Annotated in this window: 15 protein-coding genes; 8 read left to right on the forward strand and 7 right to left on the reverse strand. The window is 42.3% G+C overall.

The features are described from left to right. The first annotated feature begins 12 nt into the window (after nucleotides 1-12). The 4 genes from DWW91_RS24585 to DWW91_RS24600 all read left to right on the forward strand — a co-directional run bounded on the left by DWW91_RS24585 (nucleotide 13) and on the right by DWW91_RS24600 (nucleotide 5,876). On the forward strand, nucleotides 13-2,040 hold the full coding sequence (locus DWW91_RS24585; protein ID WP_046147908.1) for a RagB/SusD family nutrient uptake outer membrane protein: 2,028 nt from the start codon (nucleotides 13-15) through the stop codon (nucleotides 2,038-2,040). Nucleotides 2,041-2,212: 172 nt separating this feature from the next. Further along, nucleotides 2,213-2,812 (forward strand): porin family protein, encoded by a 600-nt coding sequence (locus DWW91_RS24590; protein ID WP_007654242.1) that lies wholly within the window; start codon nucleotides 2,213-2,215, stop codon nucleotides 2,810-2,812. Nucleotides 2,813-2,881: 69 nt separating this feature from the next. Next, complete coding sequence (gene priA / locus DWW91_RS24595; protein WP_122329237.1) at nucleotides 2,882-5,344, forward strand: primosomal protein N'; 2,463 nt, start codon at nucleotides 2,882-2,884, stop codon at nucleotides 5,342-5,344. A gap of 40 nt (nucleotides 5,345-5,384) precedes the next feature. Beyond that, on the forward strand, nucleotides 5,385-5,876 hold the full coding sequence (locus tag DWW91_RS24600) for a low molecular weight protein-tyrosine-phosphatase (protein ID WP_122329206.1): 492 nt from the start codon (nucleotides 5,385-5,387) through the stop codon (nucleotides 5,874-5,876). On the opposite strand, the gene DWW91_RS24605 is transcribed toward DWW91_RS24600, so the two are convergent. Further along, nucleotides 5,851-7,881 (reverse strand): HD family phosphohydrolase, encoded by a 2,031-nt coding sequence (locus DWW91_RS24605; protein WP_122329207.1) that lies wholly within the window; start codon nucleotides 7,879-7,881, stop codon nucleotides 5,851-5,853. The two genes, DWW91_RS24600 and DWW91_RS24605, sit on opposite strands and share 26 nt — an antisense overlap. A 94-nt stretch (nucleotides 7,882-7,975) precedes the next feature. Here DWW91_RS24605 and gltX point away from each other — a divergent pair, with 94 nt between their 5' ends. Beyond that, entirely contained in the window at nucleotides 7,976-9,493 is a 1,518-nt protein-coding gene (gltX, locus tag DWW91_RS24610) for a glutamate--tRNA ligase (protein ID WP_007654238.1), read from the forward strand. A gap of 3 nt (nucleotides 9,494-9,496) precedes the next feature. Next, complete coding sequence (locus DWW91_RS24615; RefSeq protein WP_122329208.1) at nucleotides 9,497-10,735, forward strand: 3-deoxy-D-manno-octulosonic acid transferase; 1,239 nt, start codon at nucleotides 9,497-9,499, stop codon at nucleotides 10,733-10,735. 186 nt (nucleotides 10,736-10,921) lie between these two features. Here the strand turns inward: DWW91_RS24615 and DWW91_RS24620 are convergent, their stop codons facing one another. From DWW91_RS24620 to DWW91_RS24645, 6 genes are all read right to left on the reverse strand, one after another. Next, nucleotides 10,922-12,814, reverse strand: a complete 1,893-nt coding sequence (locus tag DWW91_RS24620; RefSeq protein ID WP_122329209.1) for a RagB/SusD family nutrient uptake outer membrane protein — start codon at nucleotides 12,812-12,814, stop codon at nucleotides 10,922-10,924. Between the two features lie 29 nt (nucleotides 12,815-12,843). After that, a complete protein-coding gene (locus DWW91_RS24625) occupies nucleotides 12,844-15,984 on the reverse strand; it encodes a TonB-dependent receptor (protein ID WP_122329210.1) in 3,141 nt (1,046 codons plus the stop codon). Nucleotides 15,985-17,239: 1,255 nt separating this feature from the next. Further along, on the reverse strand, nucleotides 17,240-17,545 hold the full coding sequence (locus DWW91_RS24635; RefSeq protein WP_122329212.1) for a hypothetical protein: 306 nt from the start codon (nucleotides 17,543-17,545) through the stop codon (nucleotides 17,240-17,242). Between the two features lie 6 nt (nucleotides 17,546-17,551). Continuing rightward, nucleotides 17,552-18,799 (reverse strand): 6-bladed beta-propeller, encoded by a 1,248-nt coding sequence (locus tag DWW91_RS24640; RefSeq protein ID WP_122329213.1) that lies wholly within the window; start codon nucleotides 18,797-18,799, stop codon nucleotides 17,552-17,554. Nucleotides 18,800-18,876: 77 nt separating this feature from the next. Beyond that, a complete protein-coding gene (locus tag DWW91_RS27575; protein WP_147426567.1) occupies nucleotides 18,877-19,098 on the reverse strand; it encodes a hypothetical protein in 222 nt (73 codons plus the stop codon). A 64-nt stretch (nucleotides 19,099-19,162) separates the two neighbouring features. Next, nucleotides 19,163-20,590 (reverse strand): glycosyltransferase family 2 protein, encoded by a 1,428-nt coding sequence (locus tag DWW91_RS24645; RefSeq protein WP_122329214.1) that lies wholly within the window; start codon nucleotides 20,588-20,590, stop codon nucleotides 19,163-19,165. A gap of 383 nt (nucleotides 20,591-20,973) precedes the next feature. Between DWW91_RS24645 and DWW91_RS24650 the strand changes: the two genes are divergently transcribed. Both DWW91_RS24650 and DWW91_RS24655 read left to right on the forward strand, forming a co-directional pair. After that, nucleotides 20,974-21,300, forward strand: coding sequence for a hypothetical protein (locus tag DWW91_RS24650; protein WP_046147913.1), 327 nt, complete (start codon nucleotides 20,974-20,976; stop codon nucleotides 21,298-21,300). Beyond that, nucleotides 21,255-21,899 (forward strand): nucleotidyl transferase AbiEii/AbiGii toxin family protein, encoded by a 645-nt coding sequence (locus DWW91_RS24655; protein WP_122329215.1) that lies wholly within the window; start codon nucleotides 21,255-21,257, stop codon nucleotides 21,897-21,899. The genes DWW91_RS24650 and DWW91_RS24655 overlap by 46 nt, the downstream gene beginning before the upstream one ends. The last annotated feature ends 4 nt before the right edge of the window (nucleotides 21,900-21,903 follow it).

Genomic DNA, 21,903 nt, shown 5'->3' on the forward strand with positions numbered 1-21,903 from the left:
ACTACGAATACAATGAAAAAACTGATTATAGGATTATTGACAATAATTGGGATTGTCTTTACAGCGTGCAACGATGATTTCCTGGAAAAATATCCACAGACGGATCTGACAGAGGAAAACTCATTTCTATCTTATGATAACTATCGGTACTTTATGTATCCTTGTTATGAGATGTTTAATAATACAAATATCCAGACTGCAGTGAATGGATATGGAGCGAATTCTATTTATCGCGGAGATTTTTGGGCCGGTTATCTGGGGCAGAAGGGCGGATATAATAGTTATGCGTTTCAGGGTGTTTCTCCTTCTGCATCCGGTAACGGTTGGGACTTTCAATTTATTCGCCGTATCAATATTATGCTTTCACATCTGGAAGACGGTGTACTTTCTACAGAAGAAGTCAGTCATTGGAAATCAGTAGGTTTATTCTTTCATTCATATTGGTATATGGAACTGATAAGTCGTTTTGGAGATGTGCCTTGGGTCGATGAAATTATTACAGATAGTTCGGAAGAACGTTTTATGGCACGTACTCCGAGGGATGAGGTTGCTTCAAATATCCTGGAACGATTGATATGGGCGGAGGAAAATATAGGCAGTTCGGATAAAGACGGGGATAATCCAGTGACTCGTGATTGTATCCGCGTGCTGCTCTCCCGCTTTGGTTTACGTGAAGGGACATGGAGAAAATATCATGGTTTGGGAGATGCTGAGAAGTATTTACAGGCTTGTATCAAATATTCCGAATTGTTGATGGCTGATTATCCGACCCTTTATCAGGGTGTTGCTAAAAATGACAAAGGTGAACCTGTTCCTGGAGCGGGCTATGGAGAATTGTGGACAACTCGCGATTTGGCAGGTGTACCGGGTGTTATTTTCTTTAAGCGTATTGTTGGCGAAGTCAATCCTCATCGTTTTAGTGATTATGAGCATATTGCTGCACATAATTATGAGATGCCGCAGCATACGGTGGATATGTATTTGTGTCAGGATGGGAAAACTATTTCCAATTCTGCGCAATATCAGTTCGGACCGGAAAATAGAAATATCCATGCAGTGTTCCGTAATCGTGATCCGCGTTTATGGCACGTTGTAATGCCGCCTTTCAGAGTCTTGTCAAAAACTGAGGCAACGGCCCATCCGGAATTGGGAGGTTATCAGGAGGAAGGTATTCCTGCCGATAAAAACTGGTTCTTTACGAATAATCCGGAAGATCGTGAATTTATCGATATTTTTGGTGCTAATCACGGACAATCTGTTTCAACTGCGACATTGCCTTTCGGAGGTGATCTGAATCGTGGTATGAAACGTTTGCCAACACAGAACTGGGGAGATGCTCCTATGAATGAAGCTCCTCACCTGAGCAATGCGACCCGAACGAATGGGGCTTTTCAGACTTGTAACAGTGGTTATTATTTCTGGAAATGTTATAATAACTGGGATAGAAACCAATCGGCAAATTTGAATAGTACAGACTTGCCTATTTTTAAAATAGAGGAAATTTTGTTGAACTATGCAGAATGTAAGTATGAATTGGGTGAATTTGATCAGCAAATTGCAGATCGTACGATTAACAAGCTGCGCGAACGTGTTGGAGTGGCTGTTATGAGAGTAGCTGATATTAATGATAGTTTCGATCCGAAGCGAGGTACCGACGATTCCGGAAAATCAATAGAACCGGTACTATGGGAAATCCGTCGTGAACGTATGGTGGAATTGATGGGTGAAGGCTTTGGTTTCTACGATGTTCGTCGTTGGAAATGTGCGAAATGGTATGTGAACCGTCAACAGAAAGGTATGTGGATAGATGAAACATGTACAGATTTATCCGGGAATGCAGATTATATCGTTAAATATCAGACTGTCGGTGAAAATGAAACGGCGCCACGCACCGGTGCCGGATTTATTTATCGTTATCCGGATCCTGTATCTTCCGGTTACGGTTGGTTAGATAAGTACTATTTATATTGTGTCCCCACGGATGAGATCGCTTTGAACCCTGCATTGATACAGAATCCAGGCTGGAATGAAAGTGAATGATAAAATAAATTAGATCATTTTTTAGGGAAGCATAAGCTCTGATGTGAATGAAAATTACATTGAGTTTATGCTTTCTTTATTTATTATGTAAGTAAACCCTTTCATGTTTATTCTTGTTTATTATTGGAAAAGTGCGTTTATTTGCAGATAGTATTTATAAAAAACAGGCAATATGAAAAAGGTTACAGGTTTAGTTTTGATTATTTTGATGGCATTTATTGCTGTTCCCGCTAAATCCCAGTTGAAGTTTGGGGTAAAAGGCGGTTTGAATATATCGTCCGTTCATTTGAATTCAGATATTCTGAAAGCGGATAATGTGACTGGTTTCCAGATCGGTCCGATGATCGAGACAACGATTCCTCTGATTGGAGTAGGGTTGGATGCGGCTATCCTCTATTCACAGAAAGGGATGGATGTGAAATCGGAGACAGGAACTTCCACGAATGTGAAAACAGATTATATCGATGTCCCGGTGAATTTGAAATGGAAATTCGGATTGCCTATCATTAAAGGATATCTGGCTGCCGGTCCGTATATCGGTTTCCGTGTAGGTGGCGATAAATTCTGGGAGATTCCCGGAAGTGTAGTAGGACAGGTGAAAGCGAAAAACTTTAGTGCCGGTCTTAATTTTGGTGCAGGTGTGGAACTGATCAGCCATTTGCAGGTCGGTATAAACTATGGCCTGGGACTGACTGATAATTACAGTGCGGAAAAATATGATCTGAATGCCAAGAACCGCGGATGGTCGGTGACAGCCGCTATCTTGTTCTGATAACAGACAGAAGATATGAGGGGCCGGGCTTTAACAGTCCGGCCTTTTTTGTTACTTTTGGCCTCGGAAATGAAATATGCAGATGTCATACTACCCCTGCCGTTGGAGAATAGCTATACATATAGTATTCCGACGGATCTGGAGGCAGCCGTAACTCCCGGTTGCCGGGTCATTGTTCATTTCGGCAAGAAACGTTACTATACTGCCATTGTGATGGAAGTACATGAACGCAGGCCGAATACGGACTTTGAGACAAAAGAGATTTACGCCCTGCTGGATGCCAGCCCTGTGTTGCGGAGGCCGCAACTTCGTTTTTGGAAATGGATCGCCTCTTATTATATGTGTAAACTGGGAGATGTCTATAAAGCGGCTTTACCTTCCGGGCTGAAACTGGAAAGCGAGACGGCTGTCACCTATAATGCCGATTTTGAGGCGGACGGTCCTTTGCGTCCTAATGAGCAGGCTGTGCTGGATGCTTTTAAAGGAGTGCTCAAGTTAACAGTTTCGGAGTTGGAAAAGAAAACAGGCCTGCGCAATGTCGTTCCCGTAGTTGCTTCCCTGATGGCCCGTGGGGCAGTGGAGGTCAGCGAAGAGATGAAACGCGGGTTTGTTCCGAAGATGCAGACATTTATCCGTCTGTCTCAGGAATATGCAACCGAAGAACGCTTGCAGGAAGCCTTTGCTGATTTTAAGCGGGCCAAGAAGCAGGAACTTTTGCTGGTTTGCTTCCTTGATCTGAGCCACGCATTAAATCCGGCATTAACCGTGGAAGTATCCAAAAAAGAATTACTGGAACGCAGTGGTTGTTCATCAACGATATTGGACGGGTTGCTGAAACGGGGAGTCCTTGAAAGCTATGAAAAAGAAGTGGGGCGTTTGCAGGTTCCGGTATGCCGTTTGCAACCTCTCAGTTCGCTTAGTCCGGCACAGGAGAAAGCGTATAGCGAGATACATGATACCTTTACTTCTAAAGATGTTTGCCTGCTTCACGGAGTTACTTCCAGCGGTAAGACGGAAATTTATGTACGGCTGATAGACGAGGTTCTGAAGCTGGGACGCCAGGTTCTATATATGCTTCCTGAAATAGCTATTACGACGCAGATCACCGAACGGCTGGCTAAACTGTTCGGTAATAAGCTCTTGGTATATCATTCGAAATTCTCGGATAACGAGCGTGTGGAAGTATGGAACAAACTCCTGCATGGGAACGAACCGATGGTAGTGCTGGGTGTACGTTCTTCTCTCTTCCTGCCATTCAAGGACCTGGGACTGATCATTGTGGATGAGGAACATGAAAATACGTATAAGCAGCAAGATCCGGCCCCTCGTTACCATGCCCGCAATGCTGCAATCGTGCTGGCGGGAATGCATGGGGCAAAGACGCTGCTGGGATCTGCTACCCCTTCGATCGATTCTTATTTCAATGCAACGACTGGTAAGTATGGACTGGTAGAGTTGGTTACCCGTTACGGTGACTGCCTGATGCCGGAGATTATAACTGCCGATATAAAGGAACTGAAGCGGAAAAAGATCATGAAGGATACACTTTTCTCCCCGTTATTGGTCGAGAAAGTAAATGCGTCCCTGGCACGCGGTGAACAGGCTATCTTGTTCCAGAACAGGCGTGGGTTTGCTCCGCTGATCGAATGTAAGAGTTGTGGCTGGGTGCCTCATTGTGTGAACTGTGATGTCAGCCTGACCTATCATAAATATCATAACCAATTGGTTTGCCATTATTGCGGATATACCATCCAGTTACCGCCTCATTGTCCGGAATGCCAGAGTACGGAGTTGAAGATGATGGGTTTTGGGACAGAGAAGGTGGAGGAGGAAATAGCTTCCCTGTTCCCTTCGGCGAAGGTCGAGCGGTTGGATTTCGATACGGCACGTACCCGTACGGCTTACGAACGCATCATTTCCGACTTCGAGAAAGGAAAGACGCAAATCCTTATCGGAACGCAGATGCTGTCGAAAGGGTTGGATTTCGGAAATGTCAGTGTTGTTGGAATCCTGAATGCCGATAACCTGATGAACTATCCCGATTTCCGGGCTCACGAACGTGCTTTCCAACTGATGGTGCAGGTAAGCGGACGAGCAGGGAGAAGGGATAAACGTGGTACGGTTGTTTTGCAAACTTCCCAGCCGGAACATCCTCTGATACGGATGGTGCAGCATTTTGCTTATAAGGAAATGGTTCGTTTGCAGTTGAGCGAGCGTAGCATGTTCCGGTATCCTCCTTATTACCGGTTGATCGTGTTGGTGCTCCGGAGCCGCAATGAGTCGGTTTTGCAGGAACTGTCGGTGATCTATGCCGAGAAACTGCATGCCCGTCTCGGAGAACGGGTACTGGGACCTGTCACCCCTCCGGTAACACGTGTGCAGACTTTGCATATCAAGAAGATTGTGTTGAAAATAGAGATAGCCGCCGCCATCGCCCCTGTCAGGGAAATACTGGAGGCTGTTCATTCAGAGATGCAACGCTATTTGCCATTCAGGCAATTGCTGGTGCATTATGATGTGGACCCGGCTTGATAATTGAATATTGAAAATTGAGAATTGAGAATTGAAAATTATGGGAGAGAAGAAAGAGTATAAGATATTGTTTGTTTGTCTGGGGAATATTTGCCGTTCTCCGTCGGCGGAGGCTGTGATGAAGAAGCTGGTAAAAGATGCCGGCCTTGACAATTATATAGAAGTCGATTCGGCAGGTATCATGGGATACCATGAGGGAGAACGTGCCGACCAGCGGATGAGGGCGCATGCCTCCCGCCGGGGATATGTGCTGGATTCTATTTCCCGTCCGGTTCGTACGACTGACTTTTATGATTTTGATTTGATCATCGGAATGGACGACCGGAATATAGATGACCTGAAACGGAAAGCTCCCGATCTGGAATCAGTAGCCAAAATACATCAGATGACGGAATATTCCCGTAATAAGTTGTATGATCATGTCCCTGACCCGTATTACGGGGGCGCCTCCGGTTTTGAGTTGGTACTCGATTTGTTGGAAGACGCCTGTGGAGGATTGCTCGAAACTATTTCTTCAGGTCGGGATAACTGATACGGGTGTGGAACATTGTTTTCAGCTTGTCGACAAATACGCTTTTGATCGTCTCTACATCCCGGAACGTCAGCGGGGCACTTTTCAGTAATCCGTCTGCTATCTGTCCGTCAATAATTTTATCCACCAACTGTCTGATGCTTTCTTCCGTATGCTCTTTCAGGCTGCGGGAGGCGGCTTCAACGGAGTCTGCCATCATCAGCACGGCAGTCTCTTTCGAGAACGGGTTCGGTCCCGGATAAGTAAACGCCTTTTCGTCGATCTCTTTATCCGGATATTGGTTTTTGAATGAATTATAGAAATATTTAGCCTTTCCTAATCCGTGATGTGTACGGATGAAATCGACTACAGCCTTGGGTAACAATGCCTTTTCTGCAATCCTGACTCCATCGGTGACATGATTTATGATCACTTTGGCACTCTGGTCGAAACTTAGTTGGCTGTGCGGATTCACGCTACTTTGGTTTTCGGTGAAGAAAGCCGGGTTGGCCATCTTTCCTATATCATGATACATGGCTCCTGTACGGACCAGTTGGGCATTTGCTCCGATTTTTGCAGCGGCTTCCGATGCCAGGATAGAGACCTGCAAGGAATGCTGGAATGTTCCGGGAGATGTTTCCGACAACTTTTTAAGAATAGGCGTATTGATATTGGATAGTTCCACCAGCGTGATGCTCGATACATATCCGAATGTTTTTTCCAGCATATAAACCAGGATGTAAGTAAACATCAGCAGGATGAAATTGATACCGAAGTATAGAAGCATCAACCAGTTGATCTTGTTGAAGTCCGCCTCCTGATACAGGGCAAGGCTTATATAACATAACGTATAGGACATAAAGATCAGGAATGCGCAGCGAATCAGTTGCGAACGTTCCGACAGGTCTCTCAGACTGAATGTAACCACCATTCCGGCAATGATCTGTAACAGCAGGAACTCATGCGGGAAAGGTACCATCAGCGAACAGATCAGCACGATGACCAGATGCGTAAATAGGGCTGTACGCGAATCGAAGAAGGTCCGGACAACAATAGGCACGATCGCATAAGGCAGGATATAAACATTGAACAGCGCATAAGTGACGCATAACTCCGTTAATATGCAACTGACAAATATGCATAGAATAAGGAAAAGCGCATTCCGCCTGTTGTGCAATATCTTTAACCGGAAAGACCACAGGTATAACCAGAAACAGAAGATGATGCCGCAGACCAATACAAACTGCCCTCCGAGAATAATGCTTTGGCGTTGTGCACCGCCCGACTTGGTCTCGTGCACAATCTTCAACGAACGCAGTACATTATATGTATGGTTATCAATAATCTCCCCCCTGTCTACAATACGTTCTCCGGCCTGTACCATACCGTTCGCCAGGGATACGCTCCGGAGCATATCGTCTTTTACTTTCTCTGACATCGCTTCATCATACGATATATTTTCCTTCAGATAGTTATTTATATCGCAGGATTGCAGGACCGATTTGTCTAGCCGCGGCGGACAATTGTTTATGATAAACTCATAAGCTGTTTTTATGGTGAAAAAGTCACTGGCATACCGGGAGTGGGCGATGTTGTTCTCCAACAGATTGACACGCTCATAGTTATCCTTTTTCAGTTTTTCCTGTTCCTGTGATGAGATAATCCCGTTTTTATATAGGCTGATCAAACTATTTTCGATATAATGCATATAGGCAGGTGTCGCTTTCCGGTTCAGGCCATCGGTATAGGCGGCCCGTAATTTGTCGACTTCCGTGTTCTCGACAGTCGCATCCATACGGAAATACGGTTCGAAGTTTTTCAAAACGCTGTCTTTCTCGGCATCGACTTCTGCATCAGTCTTGTAGATAGGAAAATCGCTTGGAGCCGTCAGTAATCCGTACCTCCAGGGTTTACCTTCATAGAACTGGTAACGGAACTTTCCCTCGCGAGGAAAAAAGTAGGCGATCAGCAAAGATGCCACGATGAAATATACGGCTGGGTGTATGCTATAGTTTTTTAGTTTCATAAGATTCTCATTTGAGGGCGAAATGTACATAAAAAAGTTTAGTAAGAGAAAAAAAAGGACTACTTTTGCCGCATTATTATAGAATGAAATAATTATGACTCAAAGGAAAGTTAGAGTCCGTTTTGCACCCAGCCCGACAGGGGCGCTGCATATCGGAGGTGTTCGTACAGCTTTATACAACTATTTATTTGCCAAACAGAATGGCGGAGATTTGATCTTACGTATTGAAGATACCGACTCTCAACGGTTTGTTCCGGGAGCGGAGGCTTATATTATTGAAGCGCTTACCTGGTTGGGTATCAAATTCGACGAAGGTGTGAACTTTGGTGGCGAATACGGTCCGTACCGTCAGAGCGAGCGAAAAGCTATTTACAGGCAATATGTCGACCAGTTGCTGAATGACGGTCTGGCTTATATTGCATTTGATACACCGGCTGAACTGGATGCCAAACGTCAGGAAATTGCCAATTTCCAGTATGATGCTTCCACCCGTTTGCAGATGCGTAACTCCCTGACACTTTCTGCTGAAGAGACAAAGGCGTTGATCGATGCCGGAAACCAGTATGTTGTCCGTATCAAGATCGAGCCGAACGAAGATATTCATGTGAATGATATTATCCGTGGTGAAGTGGTAATCAACTCTTCTATCCTGGATGATAAGGTATTATATAAATCGGCTGACCAGTTGCCTACATACCACCTGGCAAACATTGTCGATGACCACTTGATGGAAGTCACTCATGTGATCCGTGGCGAAGAGTGGTTGCCGAGCGCTCCCCTTCATGTATTGCTGTACCGTTATCTGGGTTGGGCAGATACGATGCCGCAGTTTGCCCACCTGGCTTTGTTATTGAAACCGGAAGGAAACGGTAAACTGAGCAAGCGTGACGGTGACCGTCTGGGATTCCCTGTATTCCCGTTGGAATGGCATGACCCTAAAACCGGTGATATCTCTTCAGGATACCGTGAAAGCGGTTACCTGCCGGAAGCGGTTGTTAACTTCCTGGCCCTGTTAGGATGGAATCCAGGTAACGATCAGGAAATCATGAGTATGGACGAACTGATCAACTATTTCGATCTTACCCGTTGCAGCAAGGCCGGTGCCAAGTTCGACTATGAAAAGGGAAAATGGTTCAACCACCAGTATATCCAGAAAAAAGACAATAAAGAAGTCGCAGCATTGTTCATGCCTATCCTTGAAAGCCACGGTATAAAAGCCGATCCGGCATATGTGGAGAAGGTTGTCGGCATGATGAAAGACCGTGTTTCTTTTATTAAGGAATTATGGGATGTTTGTGCATTCTTCTTTGTTGCTCCGACCGAATACGATGAGAAGACAACGAAAAAACGTTGGAAGGCCGATTCTGCTGCCCAGTTGGCAGAACTGATCGAAGTACTGCGCGTTCGTGAACCGTTCGATATCGAAGGAACGGAAGAAGAGGTGAAAGCCTGGATCGAAAGCAAAGGCTACCATTTGGGTAATATAATGAATGCTACCCGTTTGGCATTAGTCGGTGAAGGAAAAGGTCCTCATATATTTGATATTACAGAAGCATTAGGAAAAGAAGAATCTATTCGCCGTATCGAAAGAGCGATTGAAGTGCTTAAATAAGTTATGTATAGTCTGGCAATCCACTTTTACGCATTTATCATTGCGTTGATTTCTCCATTCCATAAGAAGGCCCGGATCATGCGTCTGGGGCAGTGGAAAACGAATTCCATTCTTCGTGAGAAGATAGACCGGAATGCAAAATATATCTGGTTTCATGCTTCTTCCCTGGGCGAGTTCGAACAGGGACGTCCGATGATGGAGAAGATCAAGGCGGAACATCCGGAGTATAAAATACTACTTACTTTCTTTTCCCCTTCGGGATATGAAGTCCGTAAGAATTATAACGGGGCAGATGTCATTTGCTATCTGCCCTTCGATACGCCTTTTCGGGTTAAAAAGTTCCTGAATCTGGCAAACCCGGCTATTGCCGTATTTATAAAATATGAGTTTTGGGGAAATTATCTGCATGAGCTAAAGCGCAGAGGCATCCCTGTTTATATCATTTCTGCCATATTCCGTCGTGACCAGCTGTTTTTCCAATGGTTTGGTTATTCATATCGGAAGATGCTTTATTGCTTCACACATTTGTTCGTACAGGACGATCGCTCGAAAGAATTATTGAATGAATTTGGTATCAGGAATGTGACGGTTACCGGTGATACCCGCTTCGACCGGGTATTGGACGTTCGCAACCAGGCCCGTGAATTGCCCAATGTGGAACGTTTTGTTTGTGAAGGAGGAGAAGAGAAACACTTTACTCTTATTGCCGGAAGTTCCTGGCCTCAGGATGAGGAGATACTGATCCCTTATTTCAATGAGCATCCAGAGATTAAATTAATCATTGCGCCGCATGAGATCCATCGGGAACATCTTATGTATATCGAGTCACTGTTGAAACGTCCCTCTGTCCGTTTATCGGATGTGAAGCAGGATCCGTTTTCGTTAGAAGGTAAAGATTGCCTGATCATTGACAGTTTCGGTTTATTGTCTTCTATTTACCGGTACGGAACGATCGCTTATATTGGTGGCGGTTTCGGAGCGGGTATTCATAACACGCTTGAAGCGGCAGTGTATGGCATCCCTGTTTTATTCGGTCCGAAATATCAGAAGTTCAAGGAAGCAAAAGACCTGATCAAGGTGGGAGGCGGTTTCTCCGTATCAGATAAACAATCCTTCTGCGAGAAGATGGATGAATTGCTGACCTATCATGAAGTGCTGGAAGCTGCGGGCGAAAGTGCCGGACAGTTTGTAAATGGCAATGCCGGGGCGACAGATAAGATATTACGAATAATAAAGTTGTAAAAAATATACCGATTGATCTGGTGTTTGATTTTAGGTTTATGCCGATAAGGAATTGGACACCAGTCAATCGGTATTTTGTTTTTTAGCCCCGGAGTCTCCGAATCCGGTGTATTCCACTTTCTTCCGATCGTCCGGGGCATAGCGCATTGTTGATGTTTCTAATGAATTGCGCTTCTTATCATTGGTCTATTCTGTTTCAGGAATTACTTCACCTACTTTCAGGGGAGTGATGTTGTTTTCTGCTCCCGGATATCCGATATTCTGATTGATAACTCCTCCGGTATTTGTCTTGATCGCATTTTCCGGAACGGGCCACAGTACATGATGTACACTCAGGCGATATTCGCCATAAGGGATAACGATACCTTTATTATAGAAGTTATTGTGCTTGCTCACCCAGTCAAAATAGAAATTCACGCCTGCATCTTTGTTGTTTGTTCCGGTTCCACCTGGTCCTGAGAAATTATTCAGGGTATAGATACGTCCTCCGAAAGCCTCACATGCTTTGCCTGTTTTGGCATACAGATAGGATATACGGACCAGTTCTACATGGCGGTTCTCTTCATAATACAACTCACGGGCACGTTCAGCCAGTACTTCTGCTATACCGATCGTGCCGGTCAAAGGCTCTGCTCCGGCACGTGCACGGACGATATTCAGCATGGAGGCGGCGTTGGCATTGTCGCCTTTCCAGTAATAACATTCGGCCATCATCAGATAGGTTTCTGCTGAACGATAGATATACCAGGGTGTTTCGCCACCCTGAAGATCCTGAGTTTTCGTTGGGTCTGGGACAAACAGTTTATAATGCGGCCACATGTACCAGCAACGGATGGAGTCTGCCACGGAAATGTCGTTCGGACGGACCAGCTGCTGACCATACCACGGGCTGTTGTTCTTCTTCAGGCTCGGCTCATTATACCGAAGGTCTTCCATACGTTTCCAGCTGTCATGATTGTTCGGGCTGCGCAGGTCATTCTTTTCCTTGTCGGTCCAGATCTCATACTGGAAATAATTCGTAGGACGACAGGTTCCGATGCCACGGCCGTAGTTGGCATCATTGTCAATTTCCGTGTTTTTGTCTTCGGAAGCAGGGACGATGGCTGTTCCTGATTTTCCGTCAGGTGTCTTGATCGCTGCCCCTTTTGCCCAGTAAGGGAGTCCGTTACGCATCGTGTAAATACGTTTGTTTCCGGCTTCGACGATGTCGGGGTAGGCTACCACATACATGATGCCCTCCGTGTTGCTCATGTCTATTTTGGCTTCTACACTATGCAGGTCATGCATTAAATTCGTATTGGGCTTGTTCTGGTTGGTCGTGAAGCGCTGTGTCATCAGCGGGTGCCGGGCGACGACTTCCTTTCCAACTTCGATGGCTCGGTCAAAGTCCCCCAATGACATGCATATTTTCATCAGTAACATACCGCAGGCATCTTTGTTGGCTCGGCCCCGGTCCATTTGTTCGGGTACCCATTGGTAAGCGAATTCCATATCTTTTTTACATTGCTCAAGAATACTCCAACGGTCATAGGAGTAAAAGTCGAGTTTCGGCCGGGTAATTTCTTCACTTAACCAGGGAACGTCTCCGAACTGGTGGGTGAGTTTATAGTAACGATAGGAGCGGTGGAAATAGGCCCCGCCCAGTACGGCATTCCGCTCCGCCTCATCCTTAAAAGTGGCGGCATCCAGACGGCTGATCACGATATTGGCATATTTGATTCCTTTAAATCCCTCTGCCCAATACCAGCCGTTCTTGCCTTTCATATCATTCTTGGTTCGGGCAGGAAGCATCTCGTTATCGAAGTCCACCAACGAACCGCTTTCGTCGGTTTTCCCATGTACGGCAATATCTGCGGTATACATTTCCGTCAGGATCGGGGCACCGTCCGTAAAGAATTCGTGGCGCATATTACGTTCACAGGCAACCAGTGCCGAATACAAACCGGCAGCATCTACATAGGTGTTTTCGGGAGTATAAAAAGATAGCGGCTTCGGGTCGAGCCAACTGTCATTGCAGGAATTCAGTAAAGGTAAGGCAGCTAAAGCCAGTACCAGGTATTTTTTATTATTCTGATTCATAATCTTAATTCTTATGGGTTAATCAATGTTTATAAAGTAAAGTTTACACCGAAATTGACGGTTCTCAGCGTCGTGTCACCGCCTTCCGGATCGCCGAAAGTCCATCCCGTGATGACGAACGGATTACGGACGGCAACGGAGAAACGCATGTTCTGTACGGAGAATCTTTTCAGGAAATTCTGCGGCACATTATATGACAGTGTGATGTTTTCCATACGCACGAATGTTTTCTTTACATAATTACTGCCGATGTTCTTGGAACCCAGGCGTCCGTAATCGTTCGTCGGATTATCTTTTGTCCAGCGCGGGATATCTACAACGGTGTAGCGGTCAAACATTCCTCCCGTATTGGCTGCCCGGTTGAAGGTTCCGTATTGCCCGATGTGCGAATACACCATAAAGGATAAATTGAAGTTCTTATAGAATGTGAACTCATTTCTCCAGGACCAGCGGAAGCGTGGAGTGGTGTAACCCTGGAATATTTTGTCATCATTATCCATTACCCCGTCGTTATTCTGGTCGATATATTTGAAATCACCCGGCTTATTCCCATATTTGGCAGCCTCTTCTTCTTCTCCGAGTTGCCAGACACCGTCGCGTTCATAGTCCCAGATCTGATCCGTATCATGCCCGATAAACCATTTGTTTGCCAGGTCGTCTGCTTCTTTATAACCGATCACATTCCCGTCGGCATCCTTTATTTCTTCTTTGTCTCCGTACAGATGTTTGATCTTCCGCCGGTTGAAAGAGAAGGTTCCGCTCGAATTCCAGGAGAAGTTTCTGTTCTCTATCACATTGGCATTCAAGGTCAGTTCAAAACCGCGGTTGGTCAGTGTACCCAGGTTGGCCTTCACATTGTCATATCCTAAAATAGAGGGCAGGGAGCGGTTAACCAGCAGATCGTTGGTTTCGGCCATGTAGGTTTCCATGCTGCCGCTCAGTCTGTCACCGCACACAGAGAAGTCGATACCTATATTATAAGAGGCAGTACGTTCCCATTTCAATGTATTGTTCGGCATACGGTTGATGTATATCTGGGAGGTAACATACACATTTCCGTTCTGGTCGATATAGGGATGCAGTCCGGAGTTGAGGGAAGCCAATGCATCATATTGACCGATATCCCTGTTCCCGTTTTGTCCCCAGGAGAAACGAAGTTTTCCGTAATTCAGCCAGCTGCCCGATGCCTCCATAAATTTTTCGGAAGTAAAGACCCATCCTAAAGCTACGGCAGGGAATGTGGCACGCGGATTCATTTGCCCGAAAGCGGAATAACCGTCACGGCGTACCGAGGCTGTGATCAGATACTTATCCTTGAAAGAGTAGAATATACGTCCCATCAGCGCATCCCCCGTTTTATAAGTATCGTTACTGGAAACGGATGGAATGGCTCCTGCTCCGATGTTATGATATCCCAGTACGTCGCTCGGGGTAAATTGCTGGTTCTTGGCTACCGTTTGCCACCATTGTCCTTTTTCCGCATTGAACAGGAATGTCGCTTCTACACGGTGATCCTTTCCGAACTCCTGTTTCCAGCGTACAATATGGTCAAGCAGCCAGTTGAACGTTTTCTCGTTTTTACGTTCCGATTTGCCGCCTTCTCCGGCCCATTCGGGATGCTGGGACGATTCATGGTTCATGTATTCGTACCAATGGTAACGGGGAGTAAAATTCATTTGATACTCCAGGCCGAAGGGTAGTTTCAGGATGGCATACAAATTGGCATTGAAATCATGGTTTATATCGCGTCTGTCACGGTACAGGTTGTCGAAGAACGGATTTTTTGTATTGTTGTCGCCGGAGGGATACATCCGGTACGGACTATCCAGGTTGTCAATTTCATTAGTCGTGTAAGGCGAATTATGTTCACGCTGGTCGACATCGGCTGCCAGATAACCGCCGATACGGGTTGCGAACTGGGAATTCAGTCCGACAGTAAGAAAAGAAGTAACCTTTGATTCCAGATTCAGTCGTGAGCGGAAGTTCCGGTAGCGGTCGCCGGTTTTTACTCCTTCACGGTCGGCATATCCTAACGACCAGTAATAAGAGAAATTATCCGTACGGTTGGAAATACTGGTGGTATAATCCTGTTGCAGGCCGGTCTGATAAACAATGTCATCCCAATTGGTTTCCACGCCGTTCAGATAATTTTCAATCTCGATGTTCTGTAGATTCAGACGGGTTAGCCAGGTCGTGACCAGTGTCTTGTCATCAGGCAGGGCTGAACCCGGATTTTTCTGATCGTAATTATACCATGTCAAAGGATCGATTCCCATCGATGACAAGGTTCGCGGGTCGGCATATTTGCCGGGTTGTGCGGTTAACTCGTCTTGTGATAACAAGCCTTCTGCATATTCCTGACGGAAAGCCAGAAAGCCTGCTCCGTCGACAGTCTTAGGTAGTCGCGAATTATGTACCAGGCCGACATTGGCATTAAAAGTGATAACCGGCTTGCCCGTATTCCCCTTTTTTGTCGTAATAGCAATAACGCCATTCGCCGCTTTGGCCCCATAGACAGCGACTGAACTGGCATCTTTCAGAACATCGATGCTTTCGACATCCATGGCATTGATATCCTGCATGGAACCGTCGTAAATGACACCATCCAGTACGATCAGGGGAGCCGAACCTGCGCTTAATGTGTTTTTCCCTCGTATCTGCAGGTCGGCTGTACCGGCTGCATCGGTAGACATACTGATGGATAAACCGGCTGCACTGGCACGTAGCAGGTCCTGGACAGACCGTGGAGCTTCTGCTTCCATTTTTTCTGCTTTTACACGGGAAATAGCACCAGTCAGGTCTTTTTTCTTAGCCGTGCCGTAACCGATAACCAGCACTTCGTCCAGTTCTTCGGTGTCTTCTTTTAGCGTGATTGTGAGCATTTCCTGGCTGACGACAGGAATTTCCTCTGTTACATAACCGATATAAGAGCATACTAATATCGGTTTTTTCCCAGATACATTCAGACTGAACATTCCGTCACTACCGGTTATGGTCCCATTGGTCTTTCCTTTTTCCATAACATTCACACCGATAAGTGCTTCTCCTGAATGATCTTTTACAATACCTTTAACGGTAGTTCTTTGCGCATAGGCCTGACAGATAAACATCCCTGATAAGAATAGTATCAAGGCGAACCGATGAAAAAAACTGAGAACATGATTTTTCATACAAATACTAATACTAGATATCCATCAATCCCCAAGTGGATGGTTATACAAATAAAAGAGGCGTGAGGATTGTTGATTATATCTAGTTGGAGGCCTTCGACTGCCCTGTAGCTAATATAAACAACAACTCACGCCCTTTTATCTAGTATATCCATAGAGACATATGCATATAACAATGCCTATGAACAGATATAACAAGGAAAGGTACGTGAGCGTTCTTGTTGTCTATTATCTAGCTACATTGAAAAGTGTCGAAGTTTCCAACTAAGATAATATCTTTAAAACGCTTCCGTAATCAATAAAATGTACCGACCAATAACGCTTTACCAGTGTGTACGGCAACAAATGTATGGAGAAGTGTTGAATAAAGCAAATAGAAAACAAAAAAAGTTTTGAATTGTTTCTCTGTTCTTTGAATGAATGTACGTTTTACAGGAAAAGGGAAAGCATTGAAGATAAATCGTTTGGGAATGATCAAGTCATGAAACAATCTTCCAGGATTGTTTTTGTGTAGAATAAAAGACTTTTGAAGATTGTTTTTTTATTCAAATAAAATGCTGAAAGCTTTGTGTATAAAGGATGTTTTTATCATGCATTCTTTTTAAACTATTGTTATCCTCCGCTTCTAGCAATCAAGTAAATGGTAAAATCAAAATAACATAAAAATAGTATATATTAAGATATTATGATCGTAAATAGGCTTTAAAAGAAACAGGTTTGTTTTTTATTTCTTCATTCTAGAAGACTTATATTTGCATTTGTTAACGCTGTGGGTGTCAAATATCGACTTTTTATTTCGCTTAAAACGATAAAACTTTTGTTTAAAACGAACTTCAACTTCGTTTTAAACAAGATAAATTTTTGCTGTAATGAAGAATTTCTTAATTTAGCGAAGAAAAACACATCTGTTTAGTGCTTCTCAAAGTGAAAATCATATGTTTTTTAACAGCTTTTATTTCCAGAACAGCCTTTTTTTAATGCATGTCGTGATTATCAATATGTCGGCGATATAAAAAACAGTGCGTTATATTGGTAGCAGTAATAGATGATATATGCTTTTGTGTTATAAATATGATAACAATTAGATCATAATAAGCGGAAGCAAGTCCGCGAGAGTCTTATAAAATAGATCAGCGTTCCCCAATACCCGTACAATTCATCCAGTATGCACATAAAATATCATTTTGACAATCGATTAATTTTGAGGAAACTCTCCTGAAACTTTGCATCCAATAGTTAGTTAGCCGGATCGGACTTAAAGATCTCCTATCACTCTTTTATAATAAGTGATCTCGTCTGAGGTTACATCTGTTGCTATGACAAAACGAGGGATTTCACCCTGATAGTGTAGCATTACCGGTGTTCCATATTCTATCAATTGATTCCATCCAATTCTTAAAGCTTGGTGTCTGATACCCCAAATGGACAAAATATCCGTAAACGATTTTAAGGACGGATAAGAATCTGAGGAATACAACAGTTTTCTCAAATCCGCCGGATCAACACAAATCCGGTGAAGTTGTAAAAACTTATCACAAACATTAAAAAATGAATTATCCATGATTCCCTATTTAAGTTTCACCACCATCAATACCGGATTATCGTCTGAATTTAATTTCTCAGCAATGGACTTCAATTCTGCAGAAGGATTTGATAGCTGTCCATATATGTCTAAAAATTCATCTGCAGTCCACCAAGTAACCATTTCGTCTTCTGCCGATATATATTTCGGCCAAAAACAGGGACCACCGTCCAAATCGTTTCGGAAACCTAAATATTTGTGTTTGACAGGTTGGTTCAATAATATAAGTTTACCTGTATTTTTGTCAAATATAGAACATACTGTAACATTCATACGTTTTCTTGTCTGCCAGCTACCTTGATTAAGAGATCTTTGTTCGTATTCAAATTTTTCCGGTGCATTATTACCAAAGCTGAATTTGAAAAACAGATAATTTTTAGACTCCATAATTATTTCCGGAAATATATGATAGACCATTGCTTGATCTGTTCGGTAAGAGAACATCCATTCTGTTGGAGCCTTGTATTTTCCATAATCAAATACATAGGCAACTTCTAAATCCTGCTTCGCATTGAACGTGAATATGGTATCATCCCAGGCGCGCCAATAACGAATCTGATCTTTCCCCCTGAATATCTTACCATCTGTAGTTCCCCAGCTCCCTTTGCTTATCCCTGTTTTTTCACGCTGGAAATAATTCAAATAGGTTCGAATTATTTTTAATCCCGTTTCCTCTTTTTCATATAAAAACGCCTTATATTCGCGAGTTTCCGGAGATGAGATAGTTGACAAATATAAATTCTTACCTGCATACATTGTCTGAAAAGGATAATATCCGGCAGAATCCATTTTTATTTTCTCATCAATTAAAACACCGTCCCAATTGTATTCAAAACATTTGGGTATTGTTTCCAGTAATATAGTTTTATTCTTGTTATCAGTGTCAACAGAGCGTATACTATTATATTGTCCGGGACCATGGCCTATACTTCCTATTGGAATAACATAATTACCTTCTTCATCAAATAAGTAATATTTTGACGTATACCCCAATGGTGCATCGCCAATCAAATATTTATTCCCTATCGGTATTGCATTTGTAAGTCTTCCGATTAATATGCTATCCGTTGTTTCCAACGGAATATATTTCACAGACTTTGCATAATCGCTTAAATTCAATATTTCACCAGAACCAACAGCTTTCGATATTGGTATAATTTTTTTTTCAGTCCTATCTTCGTGAAAGGAACAAGATGTAAATAGTAATATTATTGTTATCGTTATATATTTCATGATTGTCTGTTTGTATTATAAAAAAGAATGTCATATTATATTATGTAGAACAAAATGTGACATTCTTTCTGATTCTTTTAACAATTACATTTCTTTTTTGCATAAGAAGTGTTGCATTCCCAATGATAATGTCCACCCATATGATAAGCTCCTGCAGCATTAGAACAACCACGATCTGTACCAGATTCCCACCAACAACATTCATTACCACTATAGCCTCCCAGAATCATTTTTTGTTCATCTTTCGTCAATTTTTGACTTTCTGAAGCATCCAAAAATTTCACTCTAGCTAACTTCATAAATTTGATTTTAAATTATGCGTCACAATCCCGGTCGATCTGCTTCACCGATATATATAACTTTCTATATATTTAGTTTGAGTATTAGGCTCATACCTACTCCCGCAGCCCCTTTATTTAGACCAAAGTTCCATCCACCAAAAGAAAGTGTAGTAGGTAATGGCAGTATGATCATTTTAAAAAATTCATTCCAGTCTATAGATTGAGTAACTGTATTTTGTAAATTTATACAACATTGGTTTAACAACGACGAGTATGGATTACTCCATTTGACATGATTTTCCAAAGTTGTTATTTTATCTAATAATTGCTCTCTGTATGAGACTTCAAAAATCTTTTTTATATCTTTTTTACCACTACTTAACCGATAAGATACATAATATGCAATGCCAATTATTCCTGATTCAAAAGACCAATCTTCTGTGTCAAACTTTGTTTTAGAGACAACCATTCGATCAATATTTTCTAATATTTCGTCTAATTCACCTTCTACAAACTTTTCAGAAATTAAAAAACCAAGAAATAAACCTAAACCACATAACCCAGAGCTGATACCAACGGGTATATCTGTTTTCAATTTTTTGATCATATCACTTAACATCTGATCTGCCAATTTTAGATATTCATGATTTTTAGAATATTTGGAATAACAATAAAAAAACAATATTAATCCCATTTTTCCATGGAATAAACCACTACCATCAACATATGAAACAATGGAGCGGATGTAAGCTGCTAAATGAATTAAAAAAACATTGTTATCTTTTGGAGGATAAAATATACCCATTTCATGTTGATAACGCATTTGAATATAACTTCCGTATATATTTTGTTCTTCCATATAAAGAGAAGATAGCTGATCATCTCGCAATCTTCGATTTAATAAAATATCCGGTAGATTTACTATTTTTCCATTTATAGCTAAACGCAAAGTTAAATCATAGTCTTCTGCGCAAATTGAATCTTCTTTGTAAAAATTAATCTTACTCATAGATTCAGAACGTATCATCATTGTTGGATGTAGCATACAATAAGTCATGAGTAAAATATATCGAATTTCATGCCATTCTATAGGCTGTATGATCACTTTATTTTTTCCTATTAATCGATAAGCTGTCCCACAAGCCAACACATCCGAATACTTCTCCATATATTCTACTTGCCTTTCCAATCTTTCCGGCAACGCAACATCATCCGCATCCATCACGGCAATATATTTTCCTTTTGCCAAACGACATCCTCGATTTCTCGCTGGGTAGTTTCCTTCATTTTTATCATTGAACAGTAAGGAAATGCGGGGATCGGAGAATGAATGTAATATTTCCCGAGTACGATCCGTAGATCCGTCATCTACAATAATAAACTCGAAGTCGCAATATGTTTGATCCAGTATACTGCAAACAGCTTCTTCTACATATTTTTCGACATTATAAGCCGGCATCACGACTGATATGAATGGTGTTTTTTCAGATTGTTTTTTCATTTTGTCCATAGTAATAAATTTAAAATCTATTTAGAACTTTCGATTCTAAAGATACGAAAAATGATTTTGAGTTTATAAGATGACAGACAATGAATCTTAAAGGATTAACATTAAATAATGCTTTTTCGATTTATCAGACAATACCAAAAACGATTTTTCAGATTAATAGTGAAGAGGAATAAATTAGTATCCTTGCTTTCGCCGGTTAGTTTGTGATTATATCCTTTGATGATGTAATAAACACTTAGAATATGGGAAATAGGGGATGGAGTCGATGGGGCATTCCAATAAAAAGATAATTGTTGTGAGGAGGATAAATAATAAAAACGCTTGAATAATTGTATCTTCATCCGAAATGTAGTAAATTTGTATAGGTACAAAAAGAACAGGAAATGACTATATTTGATGAATATAAGACATACACAGGTGATGCATCAATCTCCTCTTCCTTGCTTTGGGAATATGACTTGTCTCATTTTGATTGGTGGAAATCAAGAAAAGTAGTGGTTCAACGTGTCATAGAGAGGGGATGGTTGAAGGATTTCTATGCTGCATTTAAATTATATGGCGGTATAGAAGGATTCAGAGAAATAATAAAAGAAGTTCCTAATTTGTCATCCCGAGATATGAATTTTGTCTGCATTGCCTTTAATCTTAAAAAAGAAGAACTAAAATGTTACACACGGAAACTGTTGCGAGATCAACTCTTGAACTCTTAAAAATGTTGGAAAGTGAAAGTGTAATGTCTGATTTTAATTTGGCTGGAGGTACTTCTTTAGCCTTATATTTAGGCCATAGAATCAGTGTTGATCTGGTTCTTTTTACACCGAAATCATTTGATGCAGGGAAACTAGAAATATTCCTTCGTGATAAATATGGTTTCCGTACTGACTTCATGGAAAAAAATACCTTGAAGGGAACCATAGACGGTGTTAAGATAGACTGCATCACCCATCCCTATAGCTATCTTGAAAAGCCATACACCGAGTCTGATATAAGATTGTATAGCATGGAGGATATCGTAGCCATGAAACTTTCTGCTATTGCCGATAATGGTTCGCGGCTAAAAGATTTCATTGATATAGCTTTCCTTTCCACTCGCTTTCCTTTTAATTTAATGCTGAGATTGTATGAGCGTAAATTTCCCGGATCAAATCTCATTAGACCTTTCAAAGCTATTACTTATTTTGAAGACATAGATTTCGAAGAAGATATTGTTATGTTGAATGGTAAATATGATTGGAAACTCATTGAAAGGAGACTGATTGATATGACTCAAATTCAAAATAAAGTTTTTGAGTCGTTTCCGCTCTCTTAGTTTA

This window comes from Parabacteroides sp. AF17-3 (genome assembly GCF_003635445.1).
GTDB classification, from domain to species: Bacteria; Bacteroidota; Bacteroidia; order Bacteroidales; family Tannerellaceae; genus Parabacteroides; species Parabacteroides goldsteinii.

Bases quoted from the DNA above. Each gene is read 5' to 3' on its own strand.
- DWW91_RS24600 (WP_122329206.1), top strand. From the start codon at position 5,385: ATGGGAGAGAAGAAAGAGTATAAGATATTGTTTGTTTGTCTGGGGAAT.
- DWW91_RS24625 (WP_122329210.1), bottom strand. From the start codon at position 15,984: ATGAAAAATCATGTTCTCAGTTTTTTTCATCGGTTCGCCTTGATACTA.
- DWW91_RS24585 (WP_046147908.1), top strand. From the start codon at position 13: ATGAAAAAACTGATTATAGGATTATTGACAATAATTGGGATTGTCTTT.
- DWW91_RS27575 (WP_147426567.1), bottom strand. From the start codon at position 19,098: ATGAAGTTAGCTAGAGTGAAATTTTTGGATGCTTCAGAAAGTCAAAAA.
- DWW91_RS24605 (WP_122329207.1), bottom strand. From the start codon at position 7,881: ATGAAACTAAAAAACTATAGCATACACCCAGCCGTATATTTCATCGTG.
- DWW91_RS24655 (WP_122329215.1), top strand. From the start codon at position 21,255: ATGTTACACACGGAAACTGTTGCGAGATCAACTCTTGAACTCTTAAAA.
- DWW91_RS24645 (WP_122329214.1), bottom strand. From the start codon at position 20,590: ATGGACAAAATGAAAAAACAATCTGAAAAAACACCATTCATATCAGTC.
- DWW91_RS24650 (WP_046147913.1), top strand. From the start codon at position 20,974: ATGACTATATTTGATGAATATAAGACATACACAGGTGATGCATCAATC.
- DWW91_RS24620 (WP_122329209.1), bottom strand. From the start codon at position 12,814: ATGAATCAGAATAATAAAAAATACCTGGTACTGGCTTTAGCTGCCTTA.
- DWW91_RS24590 (WP_007654242.1), top strand. From the start codon at position 2,213: ATGAAAAAGGTTACAGGTTTAGTTTTGATTATTTTGATGGCATTTATT.
- DWW91_RS24635 (WP_122329212.1), bottom strand. From the start codon at position 17,545: ATGGATAATTCATTTTTTAATGTTTGTGATAAGTTTTTACAACTTCAC.
- DWW91_RS24615 (WP_122329208.1), top strand. From the start codon at position 9,497: ATGTATAGTCTGGCAATCCACTTTTACGCATTTATCATTGCGTTGATT.
- priA (WP_122329237.1), top strand. From the start codon at position 2,882: ATGAAATATGCAGATGTCATACTACCCCTGCCGTTGGAGAATAGCTAT.
- gltX (WP_007654238.1), top strand. From the start codon at position 7,976: ATGACTCAAAGGAAAGTTAGAGTCCGTTTTGCACCCAGCCCGACAGGG.
- DWW91_RS24640 (WP_122329213.1), bottom strand. From the start codon at position 18,799: ATGAAATATATAACGATAACAATAATATTACTATTTACATCTTGTTCC.